Here is a 17,681-nt window from a genome sequence, read left to right on the forward strand (position 1 = left end):
AAAGGTGGGGATTTATACACACTATGGCTGCACAAGAAAATTACTACGATATATTAGGCGTTGCACACGACGCGGATGCTAAAACAATCAAGCGCGCTTTCTTAAAAAAAGCTCGTCAGTTGCACCCCGATATTAACAAAGAAGCAGGTGCAGAAGAGAAATTTAAAAAAGTAAACGAAGCATACTCGGTTCTTTCCGATGAACAAAAACGTGCTAATTATGACCGCTATGGCAGTGCTGATGGCCCTGCTGGTTTTCACAGTGATTATGTTGATATGTCCGATTTCTTTCGAGGTTCAGGCTTTGACGTTGACGACATATTCAGCTCGTTTTTCTCAGGTGGTGCACGTAGATCTTCTGGAGCGGCTACTCCAAACCGCGGTCGCGATATGAGCATGAATTTTACTATTACCCTCGAAGAAGCAGCAAGTGGCTGCAGTAAAAAAATCGCATACGAGCGTCTTGCTCCTTGTGACGATTGTAACGGCAAAGGCGCAGCCGCCGATGCACATGAAGTAACGTGCTCGCACTGTAAGGGAACAGGCGTGGTAACACAAGTTCAGCAATCTATTTTTGGCCAAGTACAATCTCAAACTGTTTGTAGTGCTTGTGGTGGTATGGGTAAAGTATTTGATCACCCATGCGATACATGCCAAGGCCAAGGAAGAACTCCGTCACGTGAACGCGTTTCCGTTGAGATCCCGCGCGGTATTCACAGTGGTCAAACTATGAGAGTAGCTCACCGAGGTGAAGCTGGTTTGCGTGGTGCTGCTTCGGGTGATTTACTGCTTCGTATTGTTATAGCCGAACATAAAACATTTGAACGTCAAGGGGATGACCTTTTCTGTGAGCTTACCATTGACTCCCTGCAGGCAATTGTTGGCTGTACAAAGGAGGTTCAAGGCATTTTGCCAGACGAAACTGTTGAAGTACATATTCCTTCTTCTTGTGAATATGGTCAGCGTATTAGCGTGTCTGGAAAAGGTATGCCGCGACGTCAAAGCTCTGCGCGTGGCTCTCTTGTTGCAGTTGTTCGTGTGGTAAGCCCTAAAGGACTTTCAAAGGCCGATAAGGCATGTATTAAAAAACTGGTAGACGGACGAAACTAATGCAGGTACCTAAAGTTGCTTTTATCAATTTAGGTTGTCGTGTCAATCGCGTTGAAACCGACGTTATTGCCTCTGAGCTCGAACGAGCAGGGTGTAAGGTTGTTAATCAAAATGAGGCCGACGCCATTGTTATCAATACCTGTGCCGTCACAGGAGAAGCCGAAGCTAAAACACGCAAAATTGTGCGTCGTGCCGCAAATCTTGCTAACGTGCCCTTTGTAGTTGCTACAGGCTGTGTTGCAAATTTACATGCTGATGAGTTGTCTTCTATTGCCGATAATGTGTTAGTTGAACGAAATAAAGCTCGAGTATGCCAGCGTGTGTTGGGAGAATTTGGCTGTATTGCAGGTTCGGTAGACGATGACGGAGATCTTGTTCAGACGCCTACGCCAACAGGAAGAATGCGTCCCGGCATTAAAGTTCAAGATGGGTGTAACAATCGCTGCTCTTTTTGTATCGTGTGGAAAGCACGAGGGCCTGCGCGTTCGGTGAGCTGTGAGTCTGTTTTGGCATCAGTTCGATCATCCATTGCTCATGGTGCGCGTGAAGTAGTGCTTACTGGTATTAACTTGGGCGATTTTAGAGAAATTTATCATGGATCTCGCGTGCGGCTTCCCGATTTACTACAGCTTATCCTTGATGAAACACCAGTTGAACGAGTGCGTCTTTCTTCGATAGAGCCGCCCGATGTAACTGATGAGCTTTTGAGGGTAATGGCTCAATCACAAGGAAGAATTGCTCCGTTTTTGCATATTTGTTTGCAATCGGGTTGCGAGGCTACCCTTAAACGCATGAGAAGAAACTACACTGCAAGCTCATATGCTGCAGCCGTAGAAAATGCACGAGCTTATATGCCATCAATTGCTCTTGGTACCGATTTAATTGTAGGTTTTCCAGGAGAAACTGATGATGAATTTCAAACGTCCTACGAATTTTGTGAGCGTATGGGTTTTGCAAAGATGCACGTGTTTAGATATTCAAAACGTGAAGGCACTCCTGCAGCAAGTGCTCCCAATCAAGTTGATCCCCATGTCATGGCATCGCGAAGTAAACGCATGCGCGAGCTTGCTTCTCGTATGCGCTATGAACAAGCAAAGAAGCTTATTGGACAACCTGATCGTGTGCTTGTCCAAGGGGTAGGCTATGGTGTTACCTCGGGCTTATTCGACGTTCATCTAGATAAACAAGCGCGTCTTGATACCCTTGTTGACGTGCGTATTTTATCTGTTATGAAAGACGCAAGCTTACTTGTTGAGCGCCTCTAAGTATGCAACGCAGCTGCAAAATGAGCGCCAAATTTTGGCAGGTTAGCTAACAACTGTTTTACGTATGCAAAGGATGGCTATGGAAGTTATAAAAAAAGAGCTTATCATTCCATGCGACATAAATCTTGCAGAACTATTTGGCACACGAGATTGTGTACTTCGTTTACTTGAATCTCACTTAGGTGTTTCTTTGCGTGTATATCATAATCGCTTAACTGTTGAGGGTTGCGCTTCGTCAACTGATGCAGCATTACATGTACTTCATGAGCTAATAAGCCTATTGCAACAAGATTTGCACCCCTCATCTGATGAAATTAGCCTGCTTATTGACGATTATTTTCACGCAGACTATACTGATGAATCGGTGGATGCGTCTGTTGTATATACAAGTGGCAAAGGTATTGCTGTTGTACCTAAGACCGTAGGTCAAAAAAAGTATTGCCAGGCAATTCAGCATAACAGCATAACTTTTGTAACAGGACCTGCAGGTTCGGGCAAAACGTATTTAGCACTTGCCTTTGCACTGCGCGCTTTAAAAAATCACGAAATATCACGTATTATTCTCACACGTCCTGTTATTGAAGCTGGAGAATCACTTGGGTTTTTGCCAGGCACTTTGCAAGACAAGTTAGATCCCTATATTCGACCACTCTATGATGCGCTTATAGATTTAGAAGGAACACAAACCGTTGGAGGCTGGATCCAAAATCGTACGCTCGAAATTGCACCTTTGGCGTATATGAGGGGAAGAAGCCTTAACCATGCATTTGTTATTTTGGATGAAGCGCAAAATACCACACATGCACAAATGAAACTCTTTTTGACTCGACTTGGTTTTGGTTCTCGTTTTGTTATAACTGGAGATATTACACAAAAGGATGTTGCTGGAACAAGCGGACTTATCTCGGCTCAAAAGATTTTAGGCAACCTTGGCGATATTGCTTTTGTAACGCTTGACAGAAATGATATTGTGCGACATAGCTTAGTTGCTTCTATTGTTGATGCCTACGATGCGTTTGAAAAGCTCAGGCCTTAAGATCTCTGCTAAAACTTGCGTTGTAGGGGAGTTGTAAGGTATATATTGGTATAATAGCGTGTACGTATAACAAAACTAAAGGTGGATCATGGTGGAGCATTCGTATAACTTTTATTGCGACGAAGAAGTAGACAGCATATTAGAAGAAGACGAAATGATGCATATTTGCAGCTACGTTTTGCAAGATCAACAGGTACAACGTTCCTGTAATGTTTCGATTTCCATTGTGACAGACGAACATATTCACACGCTTAATAAAACGTGGCGCAATCAAGATAGACCAACTGATGTTATTTCCTTAGAATGTGAACGCCCCGATGACCCTGATTTAGCAAACGGAGAAGTTTGCGAATTGGGTGACATTGTTCTTGCTCCTAACTATATTGCACATCAAGCAGATTCTTTTCATATGGCGCATGAAGACGAGTGTAGACTTCTGTTGATACACGGTATGCTTCATCTACTGGGATATGACCATCTTACAGATGATGAAGCGGAAGTTATGGAAGCGCTTGAAGATCGTCTGCTTTTAGAAGTTGGTACAACCCGTCATGTAGGCCATGTCACGCTTACCAGACACCGTGGGGAAGAGTAGCTATGATCCCTGGCAAACATCCCAAGCATCCCAATTTTAGACGATCATTTTTATTTGCCATTCAGGGTTTTTGCACAGCTATTCATCAAGAGCGCAATATTCGGGTTATGCTTGTAGCAGGTGTTATAGGATGTGTGTTGGGTTTTCTCGTTTGCTTTGATGTACTTGCATGGTGTATTTATATTTTGTCTTGCGGCTGCGTAATTTCGGCCGAACTTTTTAATACCTCCATCGAGGCAGTTGTCGACTTGGTATCTCCGGAGTTTCACCCTCTTGCAGGGAAAGCAAAAGATATTGCTGCAGCTGCTGTTTGGGTATTATGCCTGATGGTTGGTGTTGTTGGTTTTGGCTTATACCTGCGAGCTTTAGGGTTGCTTTAGAGTTTTATTTAATTGACTTAGATTAGTACAAAGGAGCAATGTTTGTGTTTACCAGCGGTTTTGTAAGTTTGGTAGGAAGACCAAGTGTTGGCAAATCAACGCTTTTAAATGCATGCTACGGAGGGAAAATAGCAATTACCTCTCGTGTGGCCCAAACCACACGAAGGCGCATGCGTGCAGTTCTTACCGATGACAGCTCTCAAATTGTTATTGTTGATACTCCAGGCTTGCATAAGCCTAAAGATGCCTTGGGTAAAGAGCTCAATCAAACCGCGCTTGCCGAGCTTAAAGATGTAGACGTGGTTGCTCATTTAATTGACGCATCTCAAGAAGTAGGGCGCGGTGATGCATGGGTCGCTCATCATATTCAACAGAGCTTGGCTCCTTTTAAATTACTGGTGATTACCAAAGCGGATAAAGTTGATGCTGCAACTGTTACAAAACAACTTGAAGCGGCTTCAAAGCTTGCAAATTATGATCAAACGCTTGTAGTAAGCGCGCGTAAAAACTTTAACGTCGATACCTTTTTGCAGATTGTACGCAAGCATCTTCCAGCCGGGCCATATTGGTTTCCAGCCGATATGGATGTTGATATGTCCGATAAAGATTTGATTGCAGAGTTTATCCGCGAAAAAGTTCTTAATCTTACCCGTGATGAAATCCCTCATAGCGTTGCCGTTGATGTGTCGGAATTTGAATGGCATCATCATGATGTCTGTGCAATTCGCGCGCAAATCATCGTTGAACGTGAAGGACAAAAGGCTATTATTATCGGAAAACGTGGAGCGCTTATTAAAAAGATTGGCGTTGAGGCTCGTAAGGATATAGAAAAATTATTGGGGGCACGTGTCTTTTTAGATTTAGTGGTATGCGTTGTGCCTTTGTGGCGAAAAGATGCTTCGGAGATTAAAAAATTAGGCTATGTACACCAAGATTAGCCTAGCTTTTGGATTTTTTGTCTTTTGCTGTACACGTTTGGTAAACCTGACATGCTCTTATATAGAGCCTATAAACCAAGGATACGTTAGCGTTACACGCAAAGCACGGATTGGGTGCTCATGAATCGAAGAAAACTCATTAGAAAACACGCACTTATTATTGATCACCGCACCAAGCTCAAAGAAAAAGATAGAATACTCACGCTTGTCTGTGATGATGGAACGCAGCGTCAAGCAATTGCAAAAGGTGCTCTTAAACCGGGTGGAAGATTTGCAGGTGTTTGTGAATTTGCTCATGAAGCAGATTTTCTCTTAGCTGAGGGTGCTTCATTAGATATTGTTCAAGAAGCTGTGAGTATTTGTCCGCATAAAACATTGCGCGAGCTCCCTGATGCTTTTGCCGCAGCCTGTGTGGTTTGTGAGCTTGCACGTTATACAACGTTTCCTGATTTGCCCAATCCCTTTATGTTCAACATTTGCTCGCGCGCGCTCAGCTTATGCGAGACCATTAATTCATATACCGCGTTGTTGGCATTAGTTGTTGCTTACACGTTTAAAGTTTTAGCGCACGAAGGATATCGTCCGATCCTTTCTTCGTGCATTTACTGTGGAGAAGCTGATATTGCTTATTTTTCTGCCGCTTCGGGCGGAAGCATTTGTACAAGCTGTGCTCATGATATTGATGGTCTTTCAGAAATAACGCCGTCAGAAGTGCAGTTTTTAGAATTTATGTTGGGTAGTGTGTTTGACAAGATCATACATACCGATTATGACCCAAAAACAATGTATAGCCTAGGACTTCTGGCGCACCAATGGGCAGCTACTCATTTGGATGTGCGTCTTCGCGCGTTTGAGTTCTTTCTCCAGATTTAAAACATCTCAAAGCTGTTAAGAAAGCATTATTGTTTACATTTTCTTTCACTGAACGCACCTATTTACAAAAACTTTTGAGAAAAATTCGAAAAATACCCCGTTTGACACGAGATCTGAAGCTAAAAACTGTCCTTCGCTTCACTTTTGAGAGGCTCTCAAAAGTGTACCAATGCAGATACCTGGTCAAATGGAAATCACGTTTTTTGGAGCTGTGGCGCTGCGCCACAAAAACTCGTGTCAAACAAGGTTTTTTTCGAATATTAAGCGAGATGTTTTGCAAAAGCTTGCTCCAAAGCGTAAATACAGCCCTCTTGCGCATACATCACCAAAAGATAATGCAGCAACGCCTGCATCAACACATGTGTAGTTTTTGGTTAACTTTCTTTGCTTTACAAGAAAAAGATGGTATTCTGTTAAAGGTTCGTACCTTCAACTTGGATTGTTGTCTACACCTTGACGCTTTCCCAGTTTAAGGCAAATTTTTTACAGAAAGGTGGAAACTCCTATGGCAGTTTCAAAAGAGCGTAAAGCAGAGCTTATCAAGCAATTTGGTAAAGACGAGAAAGACTCAGGTTCTGCAAGTGTACAAGTTGCATTGCTTACCGAGCGTATTAAAGGCCTTACCGAGCATGTTAAGCTTCACAAGCACGACTACCACACTCGTCGTGGTTTGCTGATGCTTGTTGGTAAACGTCGTAACCTTTTGGGTTATATCAAACGACAAAATGTTGAAACATACCGTAGCCTTATTAAGAGCTTGGGTATTCGTGACAACATTCAATAGTTGTATAAAAAGCACCCACTTCGGGTGCTTTTTTACATTGGGCAAGCCCTTCTACAATGGGGTAGAAGGAGATAATCGAGGATTTTATGTCAAAAGTTAGCTATGAGTTCGATCTGTTCAACAAACACTACAAACTAGAATCAGGTGAGCTTGCAAAGCAAGCAACTGGTCAATGCTTAGTATCATGTGGCGATTCTACCGTTAATCTTACCGTTGTTGTTTCAAAAGAACGCAAAAATTATGACTTCTTCCCACTTACGGTTGATTTTATCGAAAAAATGTATGCCGTTGGTCGTATACCTGGCGGCTATCTTAAGCGCGAAGCTCGTCCAACCGAAAAAGCAACGCTTACTGCTCGTATGATCGACCGTCCAATTCGTCCTTCTTTTCCTGATGGTTTTAGAAACGAAGTCCAAATTGTTGCGATGCCTTTAGTTGCAGATCAAATTCATCCAGTTGATACCATTTGCGTTATGGGAGCATCAGCGGCTATGTATACAGGTGGTGTTCCTTTCGAGGGGCCGCTTGCATGCGTTCGCATTGGTCGTGATAAAACTACGGGTGAGTATCTCGTTAACCCAACTTATGAAGAGCGCAAAAACTCTGATCTTGATCTTGAACTTGCAGGTTCAGAAACCTTTATTTCTATGCTTGAGGCTGGTGCCGAGGAAATTTCTGAAGATGATATGCTTGACGCTATGGCATTTGGTCAAAAGGCTATCGCAGCATTTTGCGCCGAGCAGAAAAACTTCTTTGCTAAATATGAAGCTGTTAATGGCGTATGCGAAAAGAAGAGCTACGAGCTTGATGAACCTATTGAAGAGGTTCACAATCGTGTGTTTGCTCACTTTGACGAGATGAGTGCTGCCTTAAAAGACGCAGATAAACTCAGCCGCATGGATAAAGTTGAAGCACTTAAAGCTTCAATCGTCGAAGAGTTTACAGAAGACGAGCAAACAGAATGGGAACTTGCGATTCCTGCCGAGCTTAAAAGTCTTGAAAAACATGCTATGCGTAAAATGGTTGTAGAAACTGGTGAACGTGTCGATGGTCGTAGCGCCACTGAAGTTCGTCCGCTTATGGTAAAAGGTGACTACTTACCGTTAGTTCATGGTTCAGGCTTGTTCCAACGTGGACAGACACAAGTTCTTTCAATTGCAACACTTGGTATGCTCAGCGAATGGCAACGCCTTGACACTATAGAACCTACTGAAGGTAAGCGTTATATTCACCACTATAATTTCCCACCATATTGCACAGGCGAGACTGGTCGCTTAGGCTCACCAAAGCGTCGTGAAATTGGTCATGGAAATCTTGCCGAACGTGCGCTTCTGCCCGTTATTCCTTCTGAGGAAGAATTCCCTTATGCAATACGTGTTGTCTCGGAGGTTATGGAGTCTAACGGTTCATCCTCTATGGCTTCTACCTGCGGCTCTACTCTTGCTCTTATGGATGCAGGTGTTCCTATTAAGCGTCCTGTATCTGGAGTTGCTATGGGTCTTATTCAAGAAGAAGGCAAGACAGTTGTTCTTACCGATATTCAAGGTTTGGAAGACTTCCTTGGCGATATGGACTTTAAAGTTACTGGTACCACAAAAGGTATTACCGCCATGCAAATGGACAATAAAGCTACTGGATTAACGCCAGAAATTCTACGTCAAGCCCTCAAACAAGCTCACGAAGGTCGTATGCACATTCTTGATGCTATGTTGGCTGCTGTTCCTCAAACACGTACTTCTACGAAAGAAACAGCTCCTCAAATTATCAGCATGAAAATTCCTGTTGATAATATTCGCGACGTTATTGGTTCGGGCGGAAAAGTCATTCGCGCTATTCAAGACGAAACGGGTGCAACAGTAGAGATTCAAGAAGACGGTAGCGTATTCATCTCCGGTGTAGGTGACGCTGGCAAACTGGCACAAGATCGTATTTTGGCGATTATTAAAGTTCCAGAAGTCGGCGAGGAGTACACTGGTCGCGTTGTAGGTATTCAACCCTTTGGTGCATTTGTAGAGCTGCTTCCTGGAAAAGATGGTTTATTACACATTTCTCGTGTTGCACAAGGTCGTGTTAACAAAATTGAGGACGTTCTATCCGTTGGCGATCAGGTACGCGTTCGCGTCTTAGACGTTGATGATAAGGGTAAAATTTCTCTTGATCGTCTTGATAAGCCCGAAGTTGCTCAAAAAGACGAACAACATGCTCATGCACCTGAAGCACGCACTTCTCGTCCATATACCCCACGTGCTCAACACAAACATTTTTCACTGAAAGAAGATGCTTCTGCTCCTTCTTCTCACAGACAACTGCGTCGTCATCACGAAGTTCATGACGAAGACTAACTAACGAGGTTTGTTTGTTTTTCGTTTGAACCTTTGTAGCAGTTTTAATTGGTTTAACTTGTAAAGAGTCGCTTTTTGCGACTCTTTTTTTACGATATTTTCATTGATAAAGCTAATTTCAGGTACAATAAATATATGACTTTTTACTTATTTGTTAGTCATCTTAATTTACAACTTAACATATGCAACGGCATATGATTACATTTTGGATCAATTTCTAGAGAAGGGTTTTTCTATATATGCCAAAAAAAACTAAAGCTTTAAAGATTATTCCATTGGGCGGTTTAGATGGAATTGGTAAAAACATGACTGCATTTGAATGCGGCGACGATCTAATCGTTATCGACTGTGGTCTTATGTTCCCCGATGACAATCAACCGGGCATTGATCTTGTTCTCCCAGATTACACCTATATTCTTGAGCATGCCGATAAACTTCGTGGAATTCTTATTACCCACGGACATGAAGACCACATAGGAGCTATCCCATATTTGCTCGCTGATCTTCATCGTAAAGTTCCTATTTATTCAAGCAAACTAAGCTTAGGCTTCATTAACGCCAAACTTGCCGAGCATAAGGTTGTAAGTCCAAAGCTTTGTGAAGTAAAAAACGGCGACCGCATTCAGCTTGGTTCGTTTGAAGTTAATTTCTTCTCAATTACACACTCTATTCCTGGTGCTTTGGGAATGTATGTAAAGACTTCTGCAGGCAGCTTTTTACACACGGGAGATTTCAAATTTGATCAAACACCTATTGATGGCGTTACAACTAATTTCAATGCGATTTGTCGCTTTGCAGAAGAGGGTATAGACGTATTACTTGCCGATTCAACTAACGCAACGCGTCGTGGTTTTACGCCGTCTGAGTCAAGTGTTGGACCATCGTTGCGCCATATTATCAAAAATGCTAAAGGGCGTGTTTTTGTTGCGTCATTTTCAAGTCACATCCATCGTATTCAGCAGGTATGTGACGCTGCGGTTTCGGTGGGAAGAAAAGTGGTAGTCACAGGCCGCTCTATGATTACTAACACGCGTATTGCGCGCGACTTAGGTTACTTAAAAATTTCTCCCAATAATATTATCGACGCATTTGACCTTGATACACTTCCAGACGACAAAATAGTTGTTATGTGTACTGGTAGTCAAGGCGAGCCCATGAGCGCACTTGCGCGCATGGCAACCGGAGATCATAAGTCCTTAACAATTACCGCCTCTGATACCGTTATCATTTCGGCTACACCTGTTCCTGGCAATGAAAAAAGTGTTCAAGGCGTCATAAATCTTCTTTCAAAAACTGGTTGTGATGTCTATGACCGTAGTAAAACACTGGTGCATGTATCAGGTCATGCAAGTCAAGAAGAACTTAAACTTTTACTTGCTATGACTCATCCGCGCTATTTTGTTCCCGTTCATGGTGAAGCAGTTCACCAGCGCGAGCATGCGAAACTTGCACAAAGGATGGGCATTAAACCTGACCATATATTTATCGCTGATAATGGCGACGAACTCATTCTTAAAAACCATAAGTTAAGTTGGGGAGATCCTGTCAATTCGGGCGTTATTTATGTTGATGGTTTATCGGTAACCGATGCTAATCCTGTTGTTTTCCGTGACCGTCAAAAACTCTCGCGCGATGGCATATTCTTCTGTGTTGCAACTGTTACCAATCAGCATAAATTGGCCGATGTTGAACTGTCATGCCGTGGTGTTTCATTTAATTTGGACGATATTTCACAAGAGGCGCTTAACTCCATTAAAAACTATGTTGAAGTAAAAGCCCAACATGAAAATGTAACTATAGAGTCATATCAACAAGGGATCCGTCGAGCACTTTCTCAGCTCCTGTGGTCTCAAACTCGTACCCGTCCCATGATCATTCCTGTGGTTATGGAGGTTTAAATGGCCCAGGCACAAGGAAGAAAACTTAAACGAACTAAACATACACAACAAATAACTCAACTTTCTGCGCCAGTTCGCGATATTGTAGGCATCCTTATTGCTACCGTTGCCACGGTGATCCTCTTTTCTTTGTTTATAGGAACGCAGGCTCTGATTACAAAAGGGTTTAAAGACGCACTTGAATTTTGTTTTGGTGTTTGTGCGCAGCTTTTGGCGTACGCTTTGTATGTGCTTAGCTTTACATTTTTTACCAATAATCAGCGCATTCGCTTTTCAAGAGTGAGTTGTGGACTGCTGCTTATATTTTTGAGTTTACTTGCTTCAGTTACGCTTATCTGTATTGAGCCTTACGCAACGCGCGACTTTATCCTAAGCTCAGAAGTTTTTGTACATCAAGGTGGTATCTGCGGCGCAGGTATTGGCTGGATACTGTATGAATACCTAGGCAAAGTTGTTGGCCTTGCTCTTATGTGCAGCACAACTCTTATTGGGGCTGTTATCTGCGGATTACCTCTTTCAACACTACTGAATACGCTGGTGGCTTCATTACATGATTTCTGCGAACACGTGTTTCAAATCATGCAACGTCACCCCTCTGTGTTTGAGGATAATCATTTTGGTATGTCTGCAGATTCGTCGCACGCTGCTTCTTCAAGGGCACAACGTTCTCAAGATGTTGATGAAATGAAAACAACATTTCTGGGCGCGCGTAAGACAACCGTTCTTGAGCGCGCGCCTCGTGTAGCGTCCGCTGTTACAACTTCTGATACAAAAAGTCCAGCAGAAGAGCCGCAAGCGCGAAAAACAGAATTGCTCACACGCAATGTTATTACGCCAGCAGCATCTCATGCATCACATGATGAACATACTGTTGGAGATACACCCAAACCGTCATTTTTTTCAAAACTTATGCCTTTTCATGCTCAAGGTGATAAGACGCTTGAACAAAAGTCGGCAGAACGTGTGCAAAATGATAAGGAAATCCAAGATGTGTCCTCAGACGATATTCCAGAATTCTTGCGCACACCTCATTTGGAGTCTTCGGCGCAGCATATCCCTACACAGCCTAGAAATAAAGTTGCTAAAAATATCCATGATATTGCTTCTGAAACTTCTTCTGATTCAAAAAGCTCACGCGGTATGAGTGCGCCGACTTCACGCACAACTAAGGCAGCAGCTACTACACAAACCCACGATGCAAAACCTGCGTCTGTTGTGCATACCAAACAACCTGTAGTTACACGTCCTGGTGATAGTGACTCAGATTATAAGTTGCCTAGTCTTTCAATGCTTAACTCTAATCCCAAAAGTGCGCAAAGCGCTTCGAGCACGCAAGATTTGGAAAATACCATGGAGCGCTTGCAGGGAACGCTGCTTGAATTTGGTTTACATAGCACTGTTGTTGATTATGTATCTGGGCCCCTTGTTACAACGTTTCGAGTTGAAATGGGTGAGGGCGAACGCGTTAATAAAATTCGCAACCTTGAAGACGATATTGCGCTTACGCTTGCCGCCGAAAAGGTTCGCATATTTGCGCCTATTCCGGGTACTTCCTATGTTGGTATCGAAATTCCTAATGCAGTACGTCAAAATGTTTGCTTAGGAGATGTGCTTCCCTTTGCAACAGGTGGTCCTTTGCAAGTTGCAGTTGGCCGTGATTCAAGTGGAAAGCCTGTTATTACCGACATCTCTAAAATGCCACATATGCTGGTAGCAGGAACAACGGGCTCTGGTAAGTCGGTTATGATCAATTCGATGATCATGTCGCTTTTAATGCGAACAACACCTAAACAGGTGCGCCTTATTATGGTTGACCCTAAACGCGTTGAATTTAGTGCATATAACGGTTTGCCACATCTTTATGTTCCTGTTGTTACGGAGCCACGACAAGCAGCCTCTGCCTTGCAATGGGCGGTTTCAGAAATGGAGCGTCGCCTTAAACTTTTTGAACGTGCAGGAGCGCGTAATATTTTGAGTTACAACAAAATGGTTAAGCAGGGCAAATTTGATGATGAAGATAAAACCGTTGATCCACTTCCATATCTCGTTGTAATTATTGATGAGTTGTCAGACCTTATGATGGTTGCAGGAAAAGATGTTGAGGCTTCGATTGTTCGTATTGCACAACTTGCCCGTGCTGCAGGTATTCATCTTGTTGTTGCAACACAGCGCCCAAGCGCAAATGTTGTAACTGGTTTAATTAAGTCAAATATTGACTCACGCGTTGCTCTTAAAGTTTCTTCAGGTATCGATTCGCGCGTTATTTTGGATGAAACAGGTGCAGAGCGTCTTTTAGGCAATGGAGATATGCTGTTTAAGGATCGAGGACTTGAGCCCAAACGTGTGCTAGGCTGTTATACTTCTGATGCCGAGATCAATTCGGTTGTTGATTTTATCCGCGCGCAGGCAGAGCCTGATTATCACGAAGAGATTCTTTCACAGGTTATTCCAAGTCAGCTTAATGCTTCTGGTTCGGGGCAGGATCGCAGCGATGATGATCCGCTCATTTGGGAAGCTGCACAGATCGTAGTTGATTCTCAACAAGGAGCAACATCAAATCTTCAACGAAGATTAAGTGTTGGATATGCTCGTGCTGGTAGAATTATGGATATGCTAGAGGCAAAAGGGATAGTTGGTCCTCCCAACGGCTCTAAGCCTCGCGATGTACTTATGAACAAAGATCAACTTGAAGAATTTAAGACACAAGAAGCAGCTTATAAGGAGGTTTAAGAATGTCACGCCCACGTTTTAGTGAAATGCTTTTTGATAGAAGACGTCAACTTGGTTTATCGATCGCACAAGCATCTCGTGTTTTGCGTCTTAAACCTCAAGTTTTGCAAGCTTTTGAAGACGGTGATTTCCCTTCTATACCAAAAAGCGGATATGCGCAAGGAATGTTGTCCTCATATGCTCGTTATTTAGGGCTTAACACGCGTGTGATTGTGAGCCAGTTTAGTAACGACTTAGCTAGTTTTGAATCTTCACAAGGTACTCGTGCTGCTGGAAGTCAAATCGACACAACGTCTCGTATGGCTTCTCGCCGCTTAAGTGGTACGATTGCCACTCGTACACCACAAGATTTTCAAGGTAGAAGTGGTCTTTTACCAACATCAGGCGGTTATGCAGGTGATATGCACGACTTCGCGACTACAAGCGAAGTACACTCGCGCGAAACCGGCTCAACTGTTTTAAGTTTGCCCGAACGTCATTATGGACGCTATAATACCTCTGCGCTTATGCAGTCGAAGGCACGCTCTCGTGGTAGCTATCCTGATCGCCCTTTTACCAATCGTCAATCAGGTTATATGTTTGACACGGAGAATGACTCTCGGCGTAACCATAACCCTCAAGCTCAACCTTATGGTTATGGTAGCGATTCGGTTCAAACGCGCTCACCACGTGACTACAACTACGTAGATGATCTTCACTATGATGGGGCTCGTCCCTATGAAGCTGCATCATCTCAAATTGGGCGTCGCCGTTCTCGCAATATTGCTTCTGCTACGCGCCCTCAAGTGAACAGACAACAACGCCGCTCATCTTCAGCTGCGCGTAATTCCCGTCAGATGGCCAATCAACCTTTGTGGAGACGCCTCTTGTTATGGCTATTTGATGACCCACGTCGTTTAGCTATATTCGGCGCGATTCTGTGCGTTTTTCTGCTATCGTGTATTATTATTTTCTCTATCAATTCCTGTGTAAAAAATTCTCTCTCATCAGGAAAAACTGTTACGGTTACCGCAGCTGATACTTCTGAAACTAAAAAACAATCAGACGATTCTAAAACCGATGATGTTGCCTCGCAAGCTGCAAAGGATAAAGCTGCTCGTGAAGAAGAAGAGTCTCATAATACAACCGAAGTTGAAGTAAGTGTTAACGATGGGGAAGTCAGTTGGGTAGAGATCGTTAATGACGGTAAAAGTCAGATCGCTCAACAAGTAACTGGACCTTGGAGTCAAACATATGTGGTGACCGATTCCATTACCATTCAAGTAAGCAACCCCGGAGCAGTTCGTGTGACAAAAAATGGCACTCCTGTTAAGTTTGACACAAAAACTGCAGGTATTGGTTCTGTCACGATCAAAGGAACTAAACCCGAAAGTGAATCGAAAGATTCTGATGAGTCCGTGGATACTAACACAGGTAACACTTCTGCAGACAACAAAAGTACTTCAAAGAAGGAACAGGTTTCTTCTCAAAAGGCAGAAAAGAAATCAAATAAGACTACCCATAAAAAGAGCTCATAACTAACCGCTAACAGATGTATTTTACTTTGTTTCATCTGTAGTGAGTTTAGTAGGAAAGGAAAGAACATGGCCAAAGAAGCAAGTTTTGACATTGTTTCGGAAGTAAATATGCAAGAAGTAGACAATGCTTTTCAGCAATGTGTGCGTGAACTTACGCAACGCTATGACCTCAAGCAAACTGGAGCTAGTATTGAATTTTCTAAACAGGACGCTCTCTTTACCATTGAAGCTCCATCAGAATTTGTTGCTTCGCAGGTCATTGATGTTTTGCGTACTAAACTTGCTAAACGCTCCATCGATTTATCAGCACTTAAGGTAAATAAGCCGCAAAGTGCTTCTGGAGCTTCGGTTCGCCAAACGGCAAGCCTTATACAAGGCATTTCTAAGGAAGTCTCAAAAAAGATTGCTCAAGATATTCGTAATTTAAAGCTTAAATGTAAAGCTGTAGTTGAGGGTGAGAAATTACGTGTGAGTTCTGCTTCTCGTGATGTTTTGCAGTCAGTTATTGCGGCTTTAAAAGAGCAAGATTACGGGCAGCCTCTCCAATTTACTAATTATCGATAAGCTTACTTTCTTGGCAGTTACTTATCCAGCGTAGCTCATATTTTGCGCATGTACATCCTTGTATGGCTATGCGTTATGGCAGGTTGAGCTCATTGGTTATACTTTCGGACAAAGGATTTCTTTTTTAACTATGAATACATCTATAGACACATTACCTTCAAATGTTTCTTCAACTGCTGTATCTTCCAAAGACAAAACAGCTGAGCCGTCAGGCGTTTCAAAACAACCTAAAGCAAGTTGTTTATTTGTAACACTTGGCTGCGCTAAAAATCAGGTTGACACCGACCGCATGCGTGCTCTTTTACTTAAAAGCGGTTTTGAAGAAAGCCGTGACGCTGAATCTGCCGATGTGGTTATTATTAATACCTGCTCATTTTTGGAATCCGCTACATCTGAGTCCATTGAAGTTACCCTCGATTTAGCACAAAAAAGAACATCAGGCATCAAAAAACTGCCGATTATTATGTGCGGATGCGTTCCTTCTCGTTACGGAGCTGCTCTTGATAAAGAGCTGCCTGAAGTATCTGCATTCGTGAAAGCTACCGATGAGGACTCCATTGTGGGCATCGTATCTGATGTGTTGGGTATCGAGCATCCAACGTTCTCTTTTTCGCAAGAACTCTCTGCACGTGCACTCAGAACTATAGAAGGTACCAGCGCGTTTGTTAAAATTTCTGAAGGTTGTGATAGATACTGCGCATTTTGTGCAATACCTTTTATTCGTGGTCATTATGCTTCACGTTGTCCAGAAGAAATTTTCTCTGAAATTACCATGCTTATGGAAGGTGGCGTTAAAGAGATTATTCTCATCGGCCAAGACACAGGTATTTGGGGAGACGATTTATCGTCACGCGGTGCGGCTTCTGCGTTAAAAAAGGATTCTGGTCTTCATGATCCTTCGTTTGCAAGCAGTTCTGCCAAAGCCGACGCACAACGCGAGCACATGAATCTTGCGTGGCTGCTCCGCGAAGTAGCACGTATTGTTCGTCCGTATAAAGCATGGATTCGTGTGCTCTATTTGCAGCCCGAGGGTATGACCGAAGACCTCATCGCTACAATACGCGATACGCCTGAAGTTTTGCCTTACATTGATATTCCTATTCAGCACTGTAATGAGCGCCTCTTAAAGAAGATGGGACGAAGTGGTTCGGCTTCACAGCTTCATAAGCTCTTTGCACATTTGCGTCATGAAATTCCACACATGGTACTGCGTACCACCGGTATGGTAGGATTTCCTACAGAAACCGATGAAGAAGCAGCAGAGCTTGTTAATTTCTTTAAACAAGAAGAATTTGATTATATGTCGGTGTTTTCTTATTCCCAAGAGCTTGGAACAACCGCTGCTAAAATGCGTGGTCAGATCAGTGCCGAAACAAAGCTCGAGCGCACACAAACACTCCGCGATACTGCAGAAGAGCTTGGATTTGCGGCAACTGCTAAACACGTCGGCGAAGTTGTTGATGTTATTATTGACAGCATTGACATGGATTCGCCCGATAAAGAGCGCATTGGTCACGCTTGGTTCCAAGCACCAGACTGCGATGGCTGCGTTCATATTTTAGATACAGACGCCAATCCAGGGGATGTTGTACGTGTTAAACTTAAAGAAGCCTATTGTTATGAATTAGTGGGAGAGTTGGTGTAACACCG

14 protein-coding genes are annotated in these 17,681 nt (G+C 43.1%); all 14 read left to right on the forward strand.

The genetic code is table 11. The features are described 5' to 3' along the window. The first annotated feature begins 23 nt into the window (after positions 1 to 23). The 14 genes from AC5GD6_RS02825 to rimO all read left to right on the forward strand — a co-directional run bounded on the left by AC5GD6_RS02825 (position 24) and on the right by rimO (position 17,676). Positions 24 to 1,109 carry a DnaJ C-terminal domain-containing protein gene (locus tag AC5GD6_RS02825; RefSeq protein ID WP_311430896.1) on the forward strand — a complete coding sequence of 362 codons (1,086 nt, stop codon included), beginning with the start codon at positions 24 to 26 and terminating at the stop codon, positions 1,107 to 1,109. Continuing rightward, entirely contained in the window at positions 1,109 to 2,374 is a 1,266-nt protein-coding gene (mtaB, locus tag AC5GD6_RS02830) for a tRNA (N(6)-L-threonylcarbamoyladenosine(37)-C(2))-methylthiotransferase MtaB (RefSeq protein WP_311430895.1), read from the forward strand. The genes AC5GD6_RS02825 and mtaB overlap by 1 nt, the downstream gene beginning before the upstream one ends. Positions 2,375 to 2,453: 79 nt before the next feature. Next, positions 2,454 to 3,410: a PhoH family protein gene (locus AC5GD6_RS02835; RefSeq protein WP_311430894.1), complete on the forward strand. Its 957-nt coding sequence runs from the start codon at positions 2,454 to 2,456 to the stop codon at positions 3,408 to 3,410. 88 nt (positions 3,411 to 3,498) lie between these two features. Further along, a complete protein-coding gene (gene ybeY / locus AC5GD6_RS02840; protein WP_311430893.1) occupies positions 3,499 to 4,005 on the forward strand; it encodes an rRNA maturation RNase YbeY in 507 nt (168 codons plus the stop codon). A 2-nt stretch (positions 4,006 to 4,007) separates the two neighbouring features. Then, positions 4,008 to 4,385: a diacylglycerol kinase family protein gene (locus AC5GD6_RS02845; RefSeq protein ID WP_276777786.1), complete on the forward strand. Its 378-nt coding sequence runs from the start codon at positions 4,008 to 4,010 to the stop codon at positions 4,383 to 4,385. Positions 4,386 to 4,423: 38 nt separating this feature from the next. Continuing rightward, the gene (gene era / locus AC5GD6_RS02850) at positions 4,424 to 5,323 is read left to right on the forward strand and encodes a GTPase Era (RefSeq protein WP_491846188.1); all 900 of its coding nucleotides are present in this window, start codon (positions 4,424 to 4,426) and stop codon (positions 5,321 to 5,323) included. Positions 5,324 to 5,443: 120 nt separating this feature from the next. Continuing rightward, on the forward strand, positions 5,444 to 6,196 hold the full coding sequence (gene recO / locus AC5GD6_RS02855; protein WP_311430891.1) for a DNA repair protein RecO: 753 nt from the start codon (positions 5,444 to 5,446) through the stop codon (positions 6,194 to 6,196). Between the two features lie 505 nt (positions 6,197 to 6,701). Beyond that, complete coding sequence (gene rpsO, locus AC5GD6_RS02860) at positions 6,702 to 6,980, forward strand: 30S ribosomal protein S15 (RefSeq protein WP_006302888.1); 279 nt, start codon at positions 6,702 to 6,704, stop codon at positions 6,978 to 6,980. A gap of 86 nt (positions 6,981 to 7,066) precedes the next feature. Continuing rightward, on the forward strand, positions 7,067 to 9,322 hold the full coding sequence (locus AC5GD6_RS02865) for a polyribonucleotide nucleotidyltransferase (protein WP_491846189.1): 2,256 nt from the start codon (positions 7,067 to 7,069) through the stop codon (positions 9,320 to 9,322). A gap of 239 nt (positions 9,323 to 9,561) precedes the next feature. After that, positions 9,562 to 11,220, forward strand: a complete 1,659-nt coding sequence (locus AC5GD6_RS02870; RefSeq protein WP_311430889.1) for a ribonuclease J — start codon at positions 9,562 to 9,564, stop codon at positions 11,218 to 11,220. After that, positions 11,221 to 13,950, forward strand: a complete 2,730-nt coding sequence (locus AC5GD6_RS02875; RefSeq protein ID WP_491846190.1) for a DNA translocase FtsK — start codon at positions 11,221 to 11,223, stop codon at positions 13,948 to 13,950. Between the two features lie 2 nt (positions 13,951 to 13,952). Beyond that, the gene (locus AC5GD6_RS02880) at positions 13,953 to 15,467 is read left to right on the forward strand and encodes a helix-turn-helix domain-containing protein (RefSeq protein WP_311430887.1); all 1,515 of its coding nucleotides are present in this window, start codon (positions 13,953 to 13,955) and stop codon (positions 15,465 to 15,467) included. Positions 15,468 to 15,533: 66 nt separating this feature from the next. Further along, positions 15,534 to 16,031 (forward strand): YajQ family cyclic di-GMP-binding protein, encoded by a 498-nt coding sequence (locus tag AC5GD6_RS02885; protein ID WP_311430886.1) that lies wholly within the window; start codon positions 15,534 to 15,536, stop codon positions 16,029 to 16,031. Between the two features lie 130 nt (positions 16,032 to 16,161). Next, positions 16,162 to 17,676, forward strand: a complete 1,515-nt coding sequence (gene rimO, locus AC5GD6_RS02890; protein WP_311430885.1) for a 30S ribosomal protein S12 methylthiotransferase RimO — start codon at positions 16,162 to 16,164, stop codon at positions 17,674 to 17,676. Positions 17,677 to 17,681 lie beyond the last annotated feature (5 nt).

The organism is Fannyhessea sp. (genome assembly GCF_986145555.1).

What these genes read in the sequence shown, in the direction of transcription:
- AC5GD6_RS02825 (WP_311430896.1), top strand. Translation starts at nt 24, where the DNA reads ATGGCTGCACAAGAAAATTACTACGATATATTAGGCGTTGCACACGAC.
- mtaB (WP_311430895.1), top strand. Translation starts at nt 1,109, where the DNA reads ATGCAGGTACCTAAAGTTGCTTTTATCAATTTAGGTTGTCGTGTCAAT.
- AC5GD6_RS02835 (WP_311430894.1), top strand. Translation starts at nt 2,454, where the DNA reads ATGGAAGTTATAAAAAAAGAGCTTATCATTCCATGCGACATAAATCTT.
- ybeY (WP_311430893.1), top strand. Translation starts at nt 3,499, where the DNA reads ATGGTGGAGCATTCGTATAACTTTTATTGCGACGAAGAAGTAGACAGC.
- AC5GD6_RS02845 (WP_276777786.1), top strand. Translation starts at nt 4,008, where the DNA reads ATGATCCCTGGCAAACATCCCAAGCATCCCAATTTTAGACGATCATTT.
- era (WP_491846188.1), top strand. Translation starts at nt 4,424, where the DNA reads ATGTTTGTGTTTACCAGCGGTTTTGTAAGTTTGGTAGGAAGACCAAGT.
- recO (WP_311430891.1), top strand. Translation starts at nt 5,444, where the DNA reads ATGAATCGAAGAAAACTCATTAGAAAACACGCACTTATTATTGATCAC.
- rpsO (WP_006302888.1), top strand. Translation starts at nt 6,702, where the DNA reads ATGGCAGTTTCAAAAGAGCGTAAAGCAGAGCTTATCAAGCAATTTGGT.
- AC5GD6_RS02865 (WP_491846189.1), top strand. Translation starts at nt 7,067, where the DNA reads ATGTCAAAAGTTAGCTATGAGTTCGATCTGTTCAACAAACACTACAAA.
- AC5GD6_RS02870 (WP_311430889.1), top strand. Translation starts at nt 9,562, where the DNA reads ATGCCAAAAAAAACTAAAGCTTTAAAGATTATTCCATTGGGCGGTTTA.
- AC5GD6_RS02875 (WP_491846190.1), top strand. Translation starts at nt 11,221, where the DNA reads ATGGCCCAGGCACAAGGAAGAAAACTTAAACGAACTAAACATACACAA.
- AC5GD6_RS02880 (WP_311430887.1), top strand. Translation starts at nt 13,953, where the DNA reads ATGTCACGCCCACGTTTTAGTGAAATGCTTTTTGATAGAAGACGTCAA.
- AC5GD6_RS02885 (WP_311430886.1), top strand. Translation starts at nt 15,534, where the DNA reads ATGGCCAAAGAAGCAAGTTTTGACATTGTTTCGGAAGTAAATATGCAA.
- rimO (WP_311430885.1), top strand. Translation starts at nt 16,162, where the DNA reads ATGAATACATCTATAGACACATTACCTTCAAATGTTTCTTCAACTGCT.